The sequence below is a fragment of the Cellvibrio sp. genome (assembly GCF_039207905.1).
In the GTDB taxonomy this organism is placed as follows: Bacteria; Pseudomonadota; Gammaproteobacteria; order Pseudomonadales; family Cellvibrionaceae; genus Cellvibrio.
On record NZ_JBCECX010000002.1, the window covers coordinates 159,472 to 177,456 of the forward strand.

The 17,985-nt window shown below is 50.4% G+C and carries 17 protein-coding genes; 10 read left to right on the forward strand and 7 right to left on the reverse strand.

Features of this window, described 5'->3' with window-relative positions:
• Positions 1 to 8 precede the first annotated feature (8 nt).
• The 3 genes from hslV to AAGC78_RS01715 form a co-directional block, all read right to left on the reverse strand.
• Positions 9 to 533 (reverse strand): ATP-dependent protease subunit HslV, encoded by a 525-nt coding sequence (gene hslV, locus AAGC78_RS01705; RefSeq protein ID WP_435782296.1) that lies wholly within the window; start codon positions 531 to 533, stop codon positions 9 to 11.
• An 89-nt stretch (positions 534 to 622) separates the two neighbouring features.
• The gene (locus AAGC78_RS01710; protein ID WP_435782297.1) at positions 623 to 1,177 is read right to left on the reverse strand and encodes an SPOR domain-containing protein; all 555 of its coding nucleotides are present in this window, start codon (positions 1,175 to 1,177) and stop codon (positions 623 to 625) included.
• A gap of 109 nt (positions 1,178 to 1,286) precedes the next feature.
• Entirely contained in the window at positions 1,287 to 3,524 is a 2,238-nt protein-coding gene (locus AAGC78_RS01715) for a primosomal protein N' (RefSeq protein WP_435782298.1), read from the reverse strand.
• Between the two features lie 225 nt (positions 3,525 to 3,749).
• Between AAGC78_RS01715 and rpmE the strand changes: the two genes are divergently transcribed.
• Both rpmE and AAGC78_RS01725 read left to right on the forward strand, forming a co-directional pair.
• A complete protein-coding gene (gene rpmE, locus AAGC78_RS01720; protein ID WP_435782299.1) occupies positions 3,750 to 3,974 on the forward strand; it encodes a 50S ribosomal protein L31 in 225 nt (74 codons plus the stop codon).
• A gap of 5 nt (positions 3,975 to 3,979) precedes the next feature.
• Complete coding sequence (locus AAGC78_RS01725) at positions 3,980 to 4,819, forward strand: thermonuclease family protein (protein WP_435782300.1); 840 nt, start codon at positions 3,980 to 3,982, stop codon at positions 4,817 to 4,819.
• 5 nt (positions 4,820 to 4,824) lie between these two features.
• On the opposite strand, the gene AAGC78_RS01730 is transcribed toward AAGC78_RS01725, so the two are convergent.
• The gene (locus AAGC78_RS01730; protein WP_435782301.1) at positions 4,825 to 7,239 is read right to left on the reverse strand and encodes a penicillin-binding protein 1A; all 2,415 of its coding nucleotides are present in this window, start codon (positions 7,237 to 7,239) and stop codon (positions 4,825 to 4,827) included.
• Between the two features lie 155 nt (positions 7,240 to 7,394).
• Between AAGC78_RS01730 and AAGC78_RS01735 the strand changes: the two genes are divergently transcribed.
• The 8 genes from AAGC78_RS01735 (at position 7,395) to AAGC78_RS01770 (ending at position 15,954) form a co-directional block, all read left to right on the forward strand.
• On the forward strand, positions 7,395 to 8,462 hold the full coding sequence (locus AAGC78_RS01735) for a pilus assembly protein PilM (protein WP_435782302.1): 1,068 nt from the start codon (positions 7,395 to 7,397) through the stop codon (positions 8,460 to 8,462).
• Entirely contained in the window at positions 8,462 to 9,049 is a 588-nt protein-coding gene (locus tag AAGC78_RS01740; RefSeq protein ID WP_435782303.1) for a PilN domain-containing protein, read from the forward strand. The genes AAGC78_RS01735 and AAGC78_RS01740 overlap by 1 nt, the downstream gene beginning before the upstream one ends.
• Positions 9,050 to 9,670 carry a type 4a pilus biogenesis protein PilO gene (locus AAGC78_RS01745; RefSeq protein ID WP_435782304.1) on the forward strand — a complete coding sequence of 207 codons (621 nt, stop codon included), beginning with the start codon at positions 9,050 to 9,052 and terminating at the stop codon, positions 9,668 to 9,670.
• Positions 9,667 to 10,191: a pilus assembly protein PilP gene (locus AAGC78_RS01750; RefSeq protein WP_435782305.1), complete on the forward strand. Its 525-nt coding sequence runs from the start codon at positions 9,667 to 9,669 to the stop codon at positions 10,189 to 10,191. The genes AAGC78_RS01745 and AAGC78_RS01750 overlap by 4 nt, the downstream gene beginning before the upstream one ends.
• Positions 10,192 to 10,227: 36 nt before the next feature.
• Positions 10,228 to 12,381, forward strand: coding sequence for a type IV pilus secretin PilQ (locus tag AAGC78_RS01755; RefSeq protein ID WP_435782306.1), 2,154 nt, complete (start codon positions 10,228 to 10,230; stop codon positions 12,379 to 12,381).
• A complete protein-coding gene (gene aroK, locus AAGC78_RS01760; protein ID WP_435782307.1) occupies positions 12,381 to 12,896 on the forward strand; it encodes a shikimate kinase AroK in 516 nt (171 codons plus the stop codon). Before AAGC78_RS01755 ends, aroK begins: the two co-directional genes overlap by 1 nt.
• A gap of 163 nt (positions 12,897 to 13,059) precedes the next feature.
• Complete coding sequence (aroB, locus tag AAGC78_RS01765; RefSeq protein WP_435782308.1) at positions 13,060 to 14,142, forward strand: 3-dehydroquinate synthase; 1,083 nt, start codon at positions 13,060 to 13,062, stop codon at positions 14,140 to 14,142.
• A gap of 27 nt (positions 14,143 to 14,169) precedes the next feature.
• Entirely contained in the window at positions 14,170 to 15,954 is a 1,785-nt protein-coding gene (locus AAGC78_RS01770; RefSeq protein WP_435782309.1) for an AAA family ATPase, read from the forward strand.
• 84 nt (positions 15,955 to 16,038) lie between these two features.
• Here the strand turns inward: AAGC78_RS01770 and gcvH are convergent, their stop codons facing one another.
• From gcvH to AAGC78_RS01785, 3 genes are all read right to left on the reverse strand, one after another.
• Complete coding sequence (gene gcvH / locus AAGC78_RS01775) at positions 16,039 to 16,431, reverse strand: glycine cleavage system protein GcvH (RefSeq protein ID WP_435782310.1); 393 nt, start codon at positions 16,429 to 16,431, stop codon at positions 16,039 to 16,041.
• A 55-nt stretch (positions 16,432 to 16,486) separates the two neighbouring features.
• Complete coding sequence (gene gcvT, locus AAGC78_RS01780) at positions 16,487 to 17,575, reverse strand: glycine cleavage system aminomethyltransferase GcvT (protein WP_435782311.1); 1,089 nt, start codon at positions 17,573 to 17,575, stop codon at positions 16,487 to 16,489.
• Positions 17,576 to 17,689: 114 nt separating this feature from the next.
• Positions 17,690 to 17,985: YbhB/YbcL family Raf kinase inhibitor-like protein (locus tag AAGC78_RS01785; protein ID WP_435782312.1), on the reverse strand; the 296-nt coding region annotated here is incomplete at its 5' end.

Below are 17,985 nucleotides of genomic sequence, written 5' to 3' on the forward strand. Positions count from 1 at the left end.
AAGGAAAATTAATATTCGAGTGTTTCGATAGTGTGTGTGTGGTTAGTGAAGACGCAAATATCGCCCGCAATCTTCAGTCCTTTTTCAACAATGGTGCGCGCATCCAGTTGGGTGTTTTCGAGTAGCGCTCGGGCGGCGGCTTGGGCGTAATTTCCACCTGAGCCGATTGCGATCAGATCATCTTCCGGTTGGATAACATCGCCGTTGCCGGTGATGATCAGTGAGGCTTCTTTATCGGCTACTGCCAGCAGTGCTTCCAGTCGTCGCAGGTTGCGGTCGCTGCGCCAATCTTTGGCGAGTTCTACGGCGGCGCGGGTGAGTTGGCCGTTGTGTGCTTCGAGTTTGGCCTCAAAGCGTTCGAAGAGTGTGAATGCATCGGCGGTGCCGCCGGCAAATCCGGCAATCACCTGATTCTTGTAAAGGCGGCGCACTTTGCGCGCATTGCCTTTCATCACGGTATTACCAAGGGAAACCTGGCCGTCGCCACCGATAACCACTTGCCCATCGCGGCGAACAGAGAGAATTGTAGTCACTGGACTTCCTATAAATTTACGTTGCGGAAGTCAGGAAATGGGGAGCGGATGCACCTTTTTCAAGGCGCATCTTCCGCTAAGGCTGGGGATTACTTGGTTTTGGCGCGCTTCAACACCAGCGCATTGTATTGGTTGTTTACCAATTGGGTGCGTGCGGTAGTCAGTGCAGTTTGGGTGGCAAAAGGGCCGACTACTACGCGATGCCAGATTTCGCCTTTGCGGATTTCCACTTTTTCGATGCGCGCATCCAGATTGAGCAGAATTAATTGCGCGCGCAATTTATCGGCGTCGTACTCGTTGGGGAATGAACCCACTTGCAGGATGTATTCGGTCGTTTGTTCCTGCGCTGGTTTTTGCTCTTCCATCGTCTCGCTCGCAGGGACTATGGTTTCGCTTTCCTGCAGCAATTTATAGAAATCAAAACGCGGTTTCGGGGTTTTGTTTTCTGTCACTTTCGCTTTGGGCTTCGGCTCTTCTTTCGGTGCTTCTACGGTGACCGGATTCTTGATGAAGTAGAAGCTGGCGGCAAAGGCTCCCAGTACCAAACCGGCGACAAACCAGAGCCATGCCGGAGTTGAGCTATTGCTGGATGATGAAGTGCGGCGCGCGGGTGCGCGGCCTTTTTTGGCGAAATCTCTACTCATGGAATCTGTATATCTGGTGTGAATTAAGGGCGCGATTGTAAAGGGATTGCGCGGTCGAGTCACTAAACCTGCAATTTGCGCTCCGGTCTGTGGTGTAGGTCACTCAGGGTTAACCCATTTCTTGCGGATCGACATCAATCGACCAGCGCACCCGTTTGGCGAGCGGCGATGCCTCCAGTTGCAGCGCTAATTCGGTGAGCATTAGTTGCAATGGTTTGCGTTGCGCGCTGTTGATTTGCAATTGATAGCGAAAGCGGTCGCCGCGTTTTTCCATCATCGCCGGCAGTGGCCCGAGATAATTAAAATGCGGCTGCGGTGCCTGCATTTGCTCTGCCATTTTGCGCGCAGTTTGCAGGAAATCCACCGCTGCAATGGCCTGTTTGCTCTCGGCGCGAACGAGCGCTAAATGGCGATAGGGCGGTAATTGCGTGATCTGGCGCTCGTGCAGAATTAACTCGGCCAGTGCGTGATAACCCTGCTGCACTAATGTTTGTACCAGCGGGTGATCGGTGTGATGGCTCTGCAAAATCACCCGACCATTTTTTTCTTCGCGGCCAGCGCGGCCAGCCACTTGTAGCAGTAACTGTCCCATTCGTTCAGCGCCGCGAAAATCGGTGCTGAATAAACCGGCGTCGGCATCGATAATCACCACCAATGTGACGTCGGCAAAATGGTGGCCTTTGGCGAGCATTTGGGTTCCCACGAGGATGCAGGGTTCACCGGAATGTACATCGACCAATAATTTCTGCATTGCATTTTTATTGCGTGTTGAATCGCGATCCACGCGGATGACTTTGTGCGCGGGAAATAATTGTTGCAACACCACTTCGCTGCGCTCGGTGCCCTGGCCAATCGGCTGGATTCGGCTGCTGTTGCAGTTCGGGCAGCGCTTGGGAATGCCGCGCTGGTGATCGCAATGATGGCAGTGTAAATGGCGCGGCGTTTGGTGCACGGTCATGCGTGCATCGCAGTGGTTGCAGTTGGCAAGCCAGCCGCAATCGTGGCATTCCAAGGTGGGGGCGTAGCCGCGGCGATTGAGGAACACCAGCACCTGATTGCCTTTGCCGAGGGTATCGCCGATGGCATCAATACTGGCTTGCGCAAAACCTTCGTGCAGGATTTCGCCGCGAATATCGAGCAGTTGAATCTCCGGCGGTTTGGCATTGCCAGCGCGCGCCTTCAAGCGCAAATATTGATAGCGACCTTGCAGCGCGTTGTGCAGGGTTTCCAGTGATGGGGTTGCCGAGCCGAGGATCAGTGGAATCCCGAGACGATGGGCGCGCACGGCGGCGAGATCGCGCGCGGAGTAACGAAATCCGTCCTGCTGCTTAAATGAACCATCGTGCTCTTCATCGATAATCAAAATGCCCGGTTCTTTTAGCGGAGTAAACAGCGCCGAGCGGGTGCCGATAATAATCTGCGCTATGCCGTCGCGCGCTTGCAACCAGGCATCCAGCCGCTCACGGTCATTCAGCCCGGAATGCAGGGCTACAATCGGCAAGTTGAAGCGGCGCTGGAAGCGCTGCAAGGTTTGCGGAGTGAGGCCAATTTCCGGCACCAGCACCAGCGCCTGCTTGCCTTGTTTGAGCGTTTGTTCGATGGCTTGCAGATAGATTTCAGTCTTGCCGCTGCCGGTTGCGCCATCGAGCAGATAAGTCTTGAACTGGTGGTAATCGATCTGTGCAAATGCCGCTTGCTGTTCATCGCTCAAGCTCAGTGGTTGTTCGCGTAACAGTTGTGTGGGCAAGGTGTTGGCGCTGGGCGCAACTTCTACAACCGTGACTAATCCTTTATCGATCAGACTTTTGGCGATGGTGCGTGGGATCTCCAGTTGGTCGAGATCGCCACGGTTGAGCTGGTGGCGGTTTTGCAGCGCGGCGAGCAGCGCAGCTTGTTTGGGTGACCGCTTGAGTGCGCCCTCGGGTAAGCCCTTGCCTTCGGTGGTGAGGCGGAACATAGGTTCGCCGCGCAATTGCGCGGGTTCGCCCTGGCGCAACAATACTGGCAGTGCGGTTTGCAGCGCCTCGCCGGGGGCGCATTGATAATAATCGGCGGCCCAGAGGCACAGATCGAGCAACTCACTATCCAATGCCGGGCGCGGGTCGATAATCTCCAGTGCTGCGCGTAATTTTCCGGGTTCTTGCGGGGATTCGCTTTTGGCTCTGATCAGTACGCCAATTAATTCTTGCCGCCCAAATGGCACGCGTACCAATACGCCCGGTTGCAGGTCTGCCGGGCTGATTCCGGAGGGCATATTAATAGGAGGTAAGTAGTCGAAGCTGCGACGCAAGGGCACTGGCAGTGCGATTTCGAGCAGCATGTTATCGGTTGGTAGGCTGTGGTTCATGGAGTCGGCAATCGTCTAACGAGGCGGGCAGCATAACGCAATCGCTCTGCGGTTCGCATAAAATTGCCATGAAGGTGATGATTTTTTGGGCGAAATGGCGCTTTTCAGTTGCGTGCCTATGGTTTTCTGGTAGTATCGCCGCTCCCAAAAACAGCCGTTTTTAAACCTATGTGCGGTGCTCGGCAACTGACCGGGTGGCGGCGCAGCTCACACAAGGCATTCATCATGAAAGCAGATATTCATCCAAATTACGTTGACGTAGCAGTAACCTGCAGCTGCGGCAACAACTTCTCTACCCGTTCAACTTTGGGCAAAGCCCTGCACGTTGACGTATGCGGTGCTTGCCACCCGTTCTACACTGGCAAGCAAAAAGTTGTTGATACCGGTGGCCGTATCGATCGCTTCACCAAGCGTTTCGGCAGCCGCATCGGTGGCGCCAAGAAAGACTAATTTTCTTGCTTCGCCCTCTGCTAGCATCGCTAGTAAAAACGCCGGGAATGAAAATTTCCGGCGTTTTTTTATGCCTGTTATTTGCGCATCCTGTATTTGCTGAATGCGGTATCCCTGCGGGCGAACTTTTTACGGTTGCGCGAGTGTCAGATGGCGATACCTTGAAGTTGCAAGATGGTCGCTCGGTGCGGGTGCTGGGTATCAATGCGCCCGAGATTACCCACGGCAGTAAAGCTGGCCAGCCGCTTGGACGTGAATCGCGTGCAGCGGCGCAAGCGTTTGTCGATGCGAGTAAGGGAAGGGTTCGTTTGGGATTCGAACGGGAAGTTAAGGATCATTACGGGCGTCTATTGGCCCATGTATATGACGCGCGCGGACGTAGTTTGGCGGTAGCACAGTTGCGCTCTGGTATGGCGATGCAGGTCGCGGTGCCACCTAATGCTGCCCAGGCGCAATGTTTGGCTGATGCTGAGCGTGCTGCGCGCAAGCAATCACCTGGCATGTGGCGCAATAGTTATTGGCAGCCTTTGCCGACCAAGTCTATGCGTAATGATGAAACCGGCTTTCGTCTGGTGCGCGGCCGCATCACCAAAGTGAGTATCAATTCTGCTGTCTGGTTGGAGTTTGAGGGCAAGCTGGTAGCGCGAGTTGCCAAGAAGGATTGGTCGGCGTTTGCCTATCAAAAATCCGATTGGCTGGCGTTGAAGGGTAGGGAGATGGAATTGCGCGGTTGGATCAGGCCGCAAAAATCGAAGCCTCGGCCAAATTCAAAAGCACCTCAACAATTCAAACCGCTGGTAATGCAGCTGCGATCACCCTCGTCCATGAGCGTGATCGCGCGTTAAATGATTTAGAACAGCTCTTCCGGCAGGGTTGCCTGCTCAGTTGTTTCATTGCCGGCGGCAGATGTGCGGCCGGTATCTTCCCCTAAAAACACTTCAAAGATTGCATCCGGATCGCCCGGCATTGCTGGCTTGCCTGTATCGGAATTGATGCGAACCGTCACTATGCCCTCTGGCTGGCGTGCGAGTTGGTCGGGCACGCCTTCCAGCGCGATACGCATAAAGTCGATCCACATTGGCAATGCCGCCGAGCTGCCGAATTCTTTGCGCCCCAACAGGGTGTTCGCATCAAAGCCAACCCATACGCTGGTGGCGATATTGGGGTTATAGCCGGAGAACCAGCTATCGCGCGGGCCGTTGGTGGTACCGGTTTTACCGGCGATATCGTTGCGTCCCAGTTGTTTTGCCAGGCGTCCGGTACCTTTATCGACAACATCGCGCAGCATTGAGTCGATTAAGTAGGCGATACGGGCGTCGATAATGCGCGGTGCACGCTGGCTGCTGTCCATACTGGGAGTTGATGGCAAGATGGAACCATCTTCGGCGTAGCGAACCTGATTGTTATCACACTCTTTGCACACCCGTTTTGGAGTGGCCTCATAAACAACCTTGCCTGTACCATCTTCAATGCGGGTAACCAAATAAGGGTCAACTTTGAAACCGCCATTAGCAAAACTGGCGTATGCGGTTGCCATTTGGATGGGGGTGAGCGCATGGGTGCCCAGCGCCAGTGTCAGGTCGCGTGGGAATTCCTTGGGATTGAAGCCAAAGCGGGCAAGGCTATCGAGTGCCGTTTGCATGCCGATGCTGCGTAACAGACGAATCGATACCAGATTTCGCGAGCGATAGAGCGCTTGGCGCAGGCGCATCGGGCCGGTAAATTTGCCATCGTCATTCTCTGGTCGCCAAGCGACGCCGGTACCGGTGTTTTCGATTACGATCGGAGCATCATTAATAATAGAAGCCGGTGTAAAGCCATTCTCCAATGCAGCTGTGTAGATCAGTGGCTTGAAGCTGGAACCTGGCTGGCGCGAGCCTTGGGTTGCGCGGTTGTAGTGACTTTGGTTGAAGTCCAGTCCGCCAACCAATGAGCGGATGGCGCCATCCATAGGATCAAGCGATACCAGTGCCGCCTGAATGGCCGGTACTTGGCTAAAGTGCCACTGGTCGTCGTTATCTTTGGTGATGCGCACTACATCACCGGGCTTTAAAAACTCGCTAACTGTCTTGTAGGCTGCGCCGCGGCTGTCTTCGGTAATGTAAGGGCGGACACTGGATAGACCTTGCTCCCAGCCCAGCTCCACAAAATCCCCATTACTTAATAGCACCCGCAGGGATTTTTCACCCGCATCCACCACTGCTGCCGGCTCTTGCCCGCCTAAGGGGGTGATGTCTTGTAGCTGATCTTGCCAATCGAGCAGGTCGGTATCAGCGGAAGGTTTGAGGCGTAACTCGGGGCCGCGATACCCGTGCCGCTGGTCATAACTCAATAGACCTTTTAACACCGCAGCCTGCGCGGTTGCTTGCATGGCGCTATCAACACTGGTGTACACCTTGTAGCCGTCGGTGTAAGCCTTGTCGCCAAAGCGATCAAGCACTTCCTGACGCGCCATCTCGGAAATATAAGGTGCTTGTACATCCAGCGTGGTGCCGTGGTAGCTGGCGGTGTTGGGTTCGTTGATCGCCGCTTCGTAGGTTGCTTGGTCGATATGGCGCAACTCGTACATACGCCCGATGATCCAGTTGCGGCGAATCATCGCCCGCTTGAGGTTGGCGAGCGGATTGTAGGCAGAAGGTGCTTTTAGCACGCCGACGATCATGGCGTATTGGGCGACACTCAGTTGATGGATGTCCTTGCCGTAATAGATTTGTGCGGCCGCTTGGAGACCGTAGGCGCGGTTGCCAAAGAACATTTTGTTGTTGAACAATTCAAGAATTTCTTCCTTGGTGAATTTTCTTTCAATTTCAAGGGATAAGAGGATTTCGTTAAACTTGCGTGAGAAGATTTGCTTGCGAGTGAGAAAGAAATCACGCGCCAACTGTTGAGTGATAGTACTTCCGCCAGATTGGATGGCGCCTGACTTCAGAATTTGTGATGCGGCGCGCAACATGCCTTTTAGAGAAACTCCATGATGCTCGAAGAACTCTGCATCTTCGGCGGAGAGGAGTGCTTTTATATAAAGAGGCGGTATCTGGTTATAGGTCAGCGGAGTGCGACGCTGTTCTCCAAATTCACCAATCAGCTTGCCGTCGCTTGAATAAACCCTCAAAGGGGTCTGTAATTTAACCTCTCTTAATGATTCGACTGATGGCAACTTAGGGCTTAAATAAAGATAGAGTCCGGCGAATGTCACCAAGGTAACGCTGAAGCCGGCCAGTAACAGCCAGAAAATAATGCCGAAGAAGGATTTTTTACTGAACATTTTTTCTATGTGAATTAATGAGTTAGCGCGGGTCGCCGCAGGTGGCGGGCATTATACGGGCTTTTTGCCTGTTTACATATTCATCGGTTTGTTGCAGGCTTAAGTTAAAGTGCTATAACATAAACAACGTCTAAGTTACGGATATAGATAGAAAAATGGGCATTTTAAATTTCCTGGAAAAGAAGGCAAAGCCGGTTGTCGGGCTGGATATCAGCTCCACCTCGGTGAAATTGCTTGAACTGAGCCGTAGCGGCGACCGCTATCGTGTTGAGTCCTATACCGTAAAAGCCCTGCCGCCCAACGCGGTGGTGGAAAAAAACATTGCTGACCCCGTCGCCGTGGCGGAGGTCGTTAAGTCTATGGTTAAGCAATCCAAGACCAAGTTGAAGCATGCCGCTGTTGCTGTTGCCGGTTCGGCGGTGATCACCAAAATGATCGACATGCCTATCGACTTGAATGACGACGCCATGGAAAGCCAGATCGCTGCCGAAGCAGATCAATATATTCCCTTCCCCCTCGAAGAGGTTGCGCTGGACTTTGAAGTGCAGGGCATTTCTCCGCGTAATCCGGATCAGGTTGAAGTGCTGCTCGCCGCATGCCGCCGCGAAAACGTTGAGGTTCGCCAGCAGGTGTTGGCAGATTCCGATTTAATCGCCGAAAAAGTAGATATCGAAGCTTATTGTATGGAGCGCGCCTTTGAGTTGATCGCTGAGCAATTGGAGGATCAAGAAGGGCAAGTGGTAGCGATTATCGATATAGGCGCCACCATGACCACTCTCAGTGTGCTGGTGGATGGCAAAACTGTATACACCCGTGAGCAATTATTTGGTGGTCGCCAGCTAACCGAGGAAATCCAGCGTCGCTATGGCCTTTCTCGCGAAGAAGCGGGTCTTGCCAAGAAGCAGGGCGGCTTACCAGACGATTACGAAATGGAAGTGCTGACACCTTTTAAAGATGCTGTGGTTCAGCAGGTTACTCGTTCGCTCCAATTCTTCTTTTCTGCCAGCCAATACAATGATGTTGATTACATTATTCTCGCTGGCGGTGTCGCCTCATTAGAGGGATTGGTTGGTTTGATCGAAGAAAAGTTGGGCACCCAAACGGTAGTTGCAAATCCCTTTGCGCGCATGTCGGTCTCATCACGAGTCAATGCGGTGTCGCTTGCCAATGATGCTCCCGCGTTAATGATTGTTACCGGTTTGGCGATGAGGAGTTTTGATTAATGGCCAAGATTAACTTATTGCCTTGGCGCGAGGCCTATCGGCAAGAGAAAAAACGTGAGTTCCTCGGCATTATTGCCGGTGTTGGATTGGTTGCTGTTTTTGGTGCATATCTTTGGGTGTCGAGTGTGCAATCTGCAATTGAAAACCAGACTGCGCGCAATCAGTTGCTGAAACAGGAAATTGCCAAGCTGGATGCCCAGGTAAAAGAAATTAGTGAAATTAAAAAAGTACGTGATGATTTGCTAGCGCGAATTAAAGTTATCACTGATTTGGAAGGAACTCGTCCGGTTATTGTTCGCTATTTCGATGAGTTGGCTAGAGCAATACCTGATGGGGTCTGGATTAATTTGGCGGAGCGTAAAGGCAATATAGTGACTATTGAAGGCGTTGCGGAATCTTACAATCGTATTGCGAGTTTCTTGCGTAATCTAGAGGCCTCTGATTGGTATGCATCGCATAATTTAATATCAGTTGATGCCGCGCCTGAAGAAGGTGAGGATGCTAGTAAATTCAAGATGACAGTTGAGACATCTGCGCCAGTTGATATGGCTGCTGAATCCGCAAAATCTGCAGCGGGGGCTAAATAAATGTCATTACAAGACTCTCTTGAGCAGCTGAAAGAGTTTGATGTTAATAATATTGATTTTGAAAAAATCGGCGTTTGGCCTTGGCCTGCCAAAGTGTTTGTGTGCCTGCTCCTTGTTATTCTGGTTTTTGCAGGAACCTATTATTTTAAAATCAGTGATTTGAATCTTGAGTTGGAATCAGTAACCGCTGAGGAGACAGCTCTTCGAGGAACCTTTGAAAAACGCAGTTTTGAAGCTGCGAACTTGGATGCATACAAGGCTCAGATGGAAGAGATGAAAGTTACCTTTGATTCTTTGTTGTCTCGATTGCCTGCCAAGACTGAGGTGCCGGGGTTGTTGGAGGATATCGGTACCAGAGGGAGTGAAAGTGGCCTTACTAATATTAATATAAATTTCCAGCCTGATGTTGTTGCAGAGTATTACATTGAGGTCCCGATTAATATTTCCGCCGAAGGTGGCTATCACGATATGGGTGGGTTTGTGAGTGGAGTGGCAGGTATGCCTCGCATTGTCACTCTACATGATTTTTCCATTACATCTTCCAAAGAAAATAAAATATTAAGTATGAAGATATTGGCTAAGACGTATCGCTATAAATCACAGGAGGCCGCGACAAAATGAAACGGTCACTGTTAATTTCACAGTTAATTTGTATGTTGCTGCTTGTTGGTTGTGGTCAGTCATCACAACAGGATTTGGTTAATTTTATGGAGGAGACCAAGCGTCGTCCGAAGGGGCAAATTGAACCTTTGCCGACATTTAGTCCATATCAGCCGTTTACATACAGTGCTATGACATTGCGTAGCCCATTTGAAAAACCAATTCCAGCGGATGAGTCCGCTGCAAAAGGGGGGCGAGCGGTTGCGCCAGATTTAACCAGAGAGAAAGAATTTCTTGAGGGATTTAATATTACCTCACTAAAAATGGTCGGTACGATTAGTAAAGGCGGTCAGTTGTGGGCGCTTATTGATGACGGTGCGAATAGCGTTGTACCTGCAACGATTGGCAATTACTTGGGGATGAACCACGGCAAAATCATATCTACCAGTTCATCTCAAATCGAAGTGATGGAGATTGTGGGTGATGGTTCCAATGGTTGGGTTGAACGTCCCAGAATTATTAAATTAGAAGAGAAGGAATAAGCGGACATGCGTGCTCTATTCACTCCGGGGTTGAATATGCGTAAATTTGTTGTGGCATTGATCAGTTTTGTTTTGTCGCCCTTAGCGTCTGCCAGCACGCTAAAAGAAATTAATTTTTTTCAATTGCCAGGTGAGCGCTTTGAAGTGCGTATGGCATTTGATTCTCCGCCTCTTGAGCCCAAAGGATACACTATAGAAAAACCGGCGCGTATAGTGTTGGATTTTCCGGAGGTAGTAAGCGGATTGAAAGAGCGCCGTTTTCCTCTGGCTGTTGATAATGGTCAGAGTGCAATGGTTTTGACTAGTGAAGGGCGTACTCGTCTCATATTGAATCTTAATGATTTGGCCTCTTACACTACTCGCACAGACGGTAACAGTTTTATTGTTGAGGTGGGTGCAGCCAAAGGTGGCGATAGCAGTCACCCTATGCGTCCAGCCGTAGAGGTTGCAACCAAGTCCCCTCTCAAAGACCATGATGCTATCGGAAATCAGACCAAAATTACCAACATTGATTTTCGGCGTGGCACTACGGGTGAAGGGCGTGTCATAGTAACTTTGTCTAACCCTAAAGTTAGTGCGGACATGGTGGGAACTGGTGCGGGTGTTAAATTATCCTTTAGAGATGCATGGCTACCTCCGGAGTTGCGTCGTCGTCTTGATGTGGTCGACTTTGCGACGCCTGTATCTTTGGTAAGTGCAACTCAAGAGGGTGAAAACTCGGTATTGAATATTAGTGCAGGAGGGGACTTCGACTACCTTGCTTATCAAACTGATAATGAATATGTAGTAAGTATCAAACCACTTACGGAGCAGGAGAAGCAAGAGAAGAAAAAGGATTTCGAATATACAGGTGAAAAACTTTCATTGGATTTCCAAGACATTGAAGTGCGCGCAGTATTGCAAATTATTGCAGACTTTACTGAGCTGAATTTAGTAGCTAGTGACACTGTTCAAGGGCGCATCACTTTGAGGCTGCAAAATGTCCCTTGGGATCAAGCGTTGGAGATGGTGCTTAAAAACAAAGGGCTTGATAAGCGGCAGGTAGGTAATGTGTTAATGGTCGCCCCTGCTGCAGAAATTGCAGAGCGTGAGCGCCAGGAAATTACCACTAAAAAGCAACTAGAAGAGCTGGCACCCTTAAGAACTGAATACATTCGTGTTCGCTATGCCAATGCCAAAGAGATGTTTGAACTGTTTCGTGGTGAAAGTAACGGCGGTAGCGGCGGCACAGGTGGCGGGCAAGGTGGTAGTCGTGCTACTGGTAGTGTGCTGTCTGAGCGTGGACAAGGTGTGGTTGATGAACGCACTAACTCAATCATTATTACAGATACAGCTGAGCGTATTGAAGCGTTTAAGCGATTGGTTGATCAGATTGATATTCCAATTCGCCAAGTGATGATTGAAGCACGCATTGTCATCGCCAATACCGATTTTGAGCGAGAGCTCGGAGTTCGGTGGGGTGGCGTTGGTTTTAATGCTAACAATAATAGAATTATTGATTTTGCAGGTTCTCAGGAAGGCTTGGATGATGAGGATGGAACCAGTCCATATTCATGGTGGCATCCTGCACCCGGCGACACTGATAATTCTCTAAATATCACTGAAAATAATGCGGTTGATTTTGCTGTCAATAATACTAATGCCGCTACAGCTGCAATTGGTATTCTTACTGATAACACTTATCTTGATTTGGAGTTGAGTGCGCTGGAAACATCGGGTTACGCTGAAATCGTGTCTCAGCCAAAAGTTATTACTAGTGATAAGCAGTTGGCGATAATTAAGTCAGGTAAAGAGATTGGCTATCAGGAAACTGCTCCTAGCGGCGGCACGACAACCGGTTTCCGTGAGGCGGTTTTGAAGTTAGAGGTTACCCCGCAAATCACTCCAGATAATCGCATCATTATGGATTTGATCGTTTGGAAAGACTCTATCGGTCAAGTTACGGAGACGGGTGTTCCTACGGTAGATATTACTCGCTTGGAGACTAAGGTTTTGGTTAATAATGGTCAAACGGTTGTTCTCGGTGGCGTGTTCTCTCTTGAGGGAACAAAAGGCGAAACTAAAGTGCCTGTGTTAGGTGATATTCCTTATCTCGGTCGTCTCTTCAAGCGTACTGTAGATAGCCAATTCAAAACTGAATTGTTGATTTTTGTTACTCCCAAGTTGATGTCGGAAACTCTTTCAAACTAATGCGTAAACCCAATGTCTTTCTTGTCGGCCCCATGGGGGCCGGCAAATCTACAATAGGCCGATTGTTGGCTGCCGAATTAAATCTCAGTTTTCGCGATAGTGATCGTGTTATTGAAGAGCGCACGGGGGCGGATATTCCGTGGATCTTTGATATGGAAGGTGAAGAGGGCTTTCGTGAGCGAGAGACTGCTGTATTGTCAGAGCTGGCCAACGAGCGTGATGCTGTCATTGCGACTGGTGGTGGAATTGTACTGCGTCCGCAAAACCGGGAAATAATGAAGGCTTCAGGTTTTGTTTGTTATCTCACAGCATCTATCGATCAGTTGGTCGAGCGTACTGCCCGTGATAAAAAACGCCCGTTGCTGCAGGTGGATAATCCGCGCCAAAAAATTATTGATCTAGTTGCCCTGCGCGATCCCCTTTATCAAGATGCGGCTGATTTTGTCGTTAATACTGATCGTCGCTCACCCAAGGCGGTTGCTCAAGAAATTGCATCCTTGGTGCAAGATGCCTAGTCTAGTGCGCTAATTCTTTAGTTAGTGATTCGCTAATTTTACCTCGTTCATATTGCGTAGCTAAAGAGCGCATAACACCTCATAACTCTTCCTCTCTGATATCAGTTCGTGCTTTGTGATAAAGTGCGGCTGATTTCGTATGTCTTCGTAAAAGGCTCATTTTATGCAGGTTTTAACCGTTAATCTGGATGACCGCAGTTATCCAATTTATATTGGCGAACAATTATTGTCCCAGCCGGATTTGCTTGGGCAGCACATTCGCGGTCGACAAGTTTGCGTGGTTACCAATGAGACTGTAGCGCCGCTATATCTTGATAAGCTGTGTAATGTGCTCAGCAAATATCAAGTCGATAGCGTGATATTGCCGGATGGCGAAAGTTATAAGACCCTGGAAGTGTGGGGCAGTATTTTTGACAAGTTGCTCAGTGCCCGTCATAACCGCACCACAACCTTGATCGCATTAGGTGGTGGTGTTGTGGGGGATATGACAGGGTTTGCTGCAGCCTGCTATCAGCGCGGTGTTGATTTTATCCAGATTCCGACAACCTTGTTGTCGATGGTGGACTCATCGGTTGGTGGTAAAACCGGTGTAAATCATCCGCTCGGCAAAAATATGATAGGCGCTTTTTATCAGCCGCAGTGTGTGCTTGCCGATACCTCTTTGTTGACGACACTTCCTCCGCGTGAGCTGTCAGCTGGCATTGCTGAAATTGTTAAGTACGGATTAATTTCTGACTACGAATTTTTCGTCTGGTTAGAAAACAATATGGATGCATTGCTTGCAGGCGATTTGGAAGCGCTTGCTTACGCAGTAAAACGCTCCTGTGAAAATAAAGCTGATGTGGTTGCACAAGATGAGCGTGAAGGCGGTTTGCGTGCCATTTTGAATTTGGGTCACACCTTTGGTCACGCGATTGAAACCGCGCAAGGATACGGCAATTGGTTACATGGCGAAGCCGTTGCTGCCGGAATGGTGATGGCGGCAGATTTATCCTGGCGGCGCGGCGCGATCAGTGAAGAAGAATTGGCGCGTACAATTAATCTATTGCAGCGCGCAAATTTACCGGTAAAAGCACCTGCCGATATGACCCCCACGCAATTTATGGAACTAATGGGTGTCGATAAGAAAGTATTGGATGGTCGCCTGCGTCTGGTGTTATTGGAGTCGATGGGTAAAGCCATTATCACCAGTGATATTGATGCAGATATGCTCCAAGCCACTTTTGATGCATGCAAAGCGAATTAACGAAATAGGATACGAGAGAATTAGATCATGACGAGAGAGCCACCGTTGCGTGCCCAGCCGGATAGCCGTCTGCTCGACCACGGCGATTCACAACAAGGCTATTTGTTTGCTGAGTCGGATGATGATCAGGCTGAAGATAAGTTGTTAGCTGATTATCGTCAGCGTTACGGTTTGTCGGAAGATCCTTTTGCACATGATTACTCGTTCCCGCTATTTACCGGCGCAGGTCGTCGCCAACTTTTAGACCAGCTTTTACACCTGTGCCAATTCAGCAATAGTGTTGTGACGGTGTTGGGTGAATATGGTGTTGGTAAAACCCGTATTGCCCATGCGTTTATGGATTCGCTGTCCGATCAGGATCAAATTTGTTTTCTGAGTTTGAGTTCGGGCCAAAGTCTGGAGCAGATTTTATTATCGATCATTCAGTCGTTTGGTATTGATACCAATGGCGATCCTTCAACTGAAAATCTATTAGCGAGCCTTGAGGCATTTATCGCTGAAGAGGCGGTGACAGAGGACGATGGTCTTGCTGTTGTAGTGCTGGATAATGCGCATCTGTTAGATGATCAGTCGATCTCAGTTCTTGCCTCCCTGCTCAGTAATTTCCCGCAACAAAATCGTCTGCACCTTGCGCTCTTTGCCGAGCCTGAATTGATGCCGCGTTTGGATCGCTTGAGCCCGGAAAGTTTATTGATCAATGATTTTCAAGTGCAGCCATTTGGTTTGCTGGAAACGGTTGATTACTTGAATTTTCGCATGGAAATGGCGGATTACCTCGGACCAGAAATTTTTACCGAAGCTATGGTTGATCCATGGTGGCGCCAGACGCGTGGACAATTGAATGTGCTGCACGAACTGGCCCAGGAGCGTTTGCTTGAATCAGTAACACCAGCTGCGCGTTCGCATAAACGTCCTCTTCCGGTTGTACACATAGTTGCTATCTCCATGCTCATTGCAGTGGTTGGGGTGGTCTTTTTATATATGGGCGATGAAGATGAGGTCGCTGAATCCAGTAGTGCGCCAGTCGCAACTTCTACACCTGTTCCCGGATTAGTGCCGCAACCAGCGCAACAATCTGCACCACAACCTGCGGTTGCTTCATCTGCGCCACAAGCAACGAGCGCAACTGATAGCAATCGGGAATTGGCATCTACGCAAACACCGGTGCAACCCTTAATGCAATCCTTGCCGCAACCGGTGCAGCCAAACCAGCAGCCTCAACCTGCTACTCAGAGCGCGCAACCAGCACAAACGACAGCCGCGTCGACCGCCGTTAATGCCAGCGATGATTTCCCGAGGGAAAAAGTGGTTCCTTTAGCGCAGTTGCCAACAGCGCAGCCGCAGAAAGTGGAGTCAACTCCGGTAGCCGCCTCTGTTCCTGTGGCGCAACCGCAAGTTAACTCAACGCCAGTGCAGAGTGCTCAATCCCAGCCCGCAGAAGTAAAAGCGGCGCCCAAACCTGAAGTTGCGAAGCCGACAGCAAAACCGCAAGTTGCAACAGCGGCAAGTGGTAGCACACAGGAGCGCAATATCCTGACGTGGAAGCCGAATGAATTTACCATTCAGCTATTGGGTGTGAGCAACGAGAAGGCGGCGCGCGATTTTGTGGCAGCGCAAGCTAATAAAAAAGACTTGCTGGTATTCAAAAGTAAACGTGCTGGCAAAGATTGGTTTGTGGTAATTGCAGGGCGCTACGCTAGCTCAGCGCAAGCGCGTCAGGCGATTGCTGGCTTACCTGCTGCCCAGCGCGATGCGGGTCCTTGGCCGCGCGATATTAAAACGATCCAAAGCGAAATTCGTTCGGCGATGTAAGTTTTGTTGTAGATGTACAACAATAAAAAACGCGGCCTCAGCCGCGTTTTTTATTGGTCGTATCTGTGAATGCTGACGATAAAATTATTCGTCGCTTTCCAACAGTTCACGATATTCAGCTGCATCGAGTGCTTCTTCCAGCTCTGACAAATCATCAGGCTGAACACGGAAAAACCAACCGTCGTCGTAGGGTGAGCTGTTAACGGTTTCCGGTGCATCTTGCAATGCTTCGTTAACGGCAATTACTTCGCCAGAAACCAAGGTGTAAATGTCGGATGCTGCTTTGACCGATTCCACTACGCCAGCTTCTTCACCAACGGCAACGCGTGAACCTACTTCCGGAGTTTCTACGAATACAACGTCACCCAGTGCATCTTGCGCGTGATCGGTAATACCAATAGTGACGGTGCCATCTTCTTCAACGCGTGCCCACTCGTGGCTGCTCAAATATTTCAGTTCTTTGCGAATATCGCTCATGATGTTTTTCCTATGAATGTTCCGGTAAGAATTTTTAACAATTTACTTTTTAGATTCAGATAACCGCTTTGCCGTTGCGTACAAAGTTAGGTGCTACTACTTCAACCGTTACTTGCTTGCCGCGCATTTCCACTTGGCAGTGGCTGCCGATATTGCGAGGTACGCGCGCTAAAGCAATAGAATAGCCCAAGCTGGGCGAAAATGTCCCGCTGGTGATTACGCCTTTTTCATCGCTGCCGTCGACACTCACAATTTGCTCGGCGCGCAGTACGCCGCGCTCGCGCAATACCAATCCCACCAGTTTTTGGGTGGATACTGCTGCTTTTTGCGCTTCCAAAACGGTGCGACCGATAAAGTCACGCTCTGCTGGTTGCCATGCAATAGTCCAGCCCATATTGGCGGCAAGTGGTGATACACCTTCATCCATTTCATGGCCGTACAAATTCATGCCCGCTTCCAGACGCAGGGTGTCGCGTGCGCCCAAACCGCAAGGTGCGACGCCTGCATCGGCCAGCGCTTGCCAGAAAGCGGGTGCTTTCTCGCTAGGCAACATAATTTCCAAACCGTCTTCGCCGGTATAGCCGGTGCGGCCAATAAATAAATCACCCGCTGGTAAGCCTTGGAAAATCGTCAGGCTGGCAATCACTGCTGCTTGTTCTGCGCTTACCAAGGATGAGGCGATGCGGATCGCCTCTGGGCCTTGTACCGCGATCATCGCCAATTCAGGGCGCTCGGTGATAGCTACCGAGAATTTTTCCGCTACCTCATTCATCCAGGCGAGGTCTTTTTCGCGCGTGCTGCAATTGACTACTACGCGATACCAGTCGCCAAGGTTGTAGACGATCAAGTCGTCAATCACACCACCTTCATGGTTGAGCATACCGCTGTAGAGCGCTTTGCCGAGCAGAGAGTCCAGCTTGGCCACGTCATTGGCGAGTAGGTATTGCAGGTAGGCTTTGGCATCGCTACCGGTCACATCCACCACGGTCATGTGGGATACATCAAACATGCCCGCCGATTGGCGCACCTTATGGTGCTCTTCGATTTGCGAGCCGTAGTGAAGTGGCATATCCCAGCCGCCAAAGTCCACGAGTTTGCCGCCCATGGCTTGATGGGTGGCATAAAGAGCGGTTTTGTTGCCCATTGTTTTACCTGCGCTGGAGGGTGGGTTGGAAAAAGGGCGCCATTCTAGGCGCGCGGGCGGATGCTGTCCAACGAATCGGCGCGGGCTATGGAAATGCCCGCGCCTTTGGAGTGATTAGCGTCCGTAGTAAGCGGTAAAGCTGGCTTGTTCGATGCGGTTGGCGTTGATCATATAGCCGATCAGGGCTGCAGTCGCATCTGCGGGAACCTCAAGCTTGTCGGTCTTGAGTGCGTGTAGGGTAAAAATGTAGCGGTGCGGTTTATCTCCCATCGGTGGGCAGGCGCCGCCAAAACCGGGAGCACCAAAATCAGTGCGGCCTTGCAGACTGCCAGCGGGTAGTTTTTTGCCATCGGCAGTGCCGACGCCAGCGGCGAGTTTATTGGTGTTAGCTGGTAGGTTATACACCACCC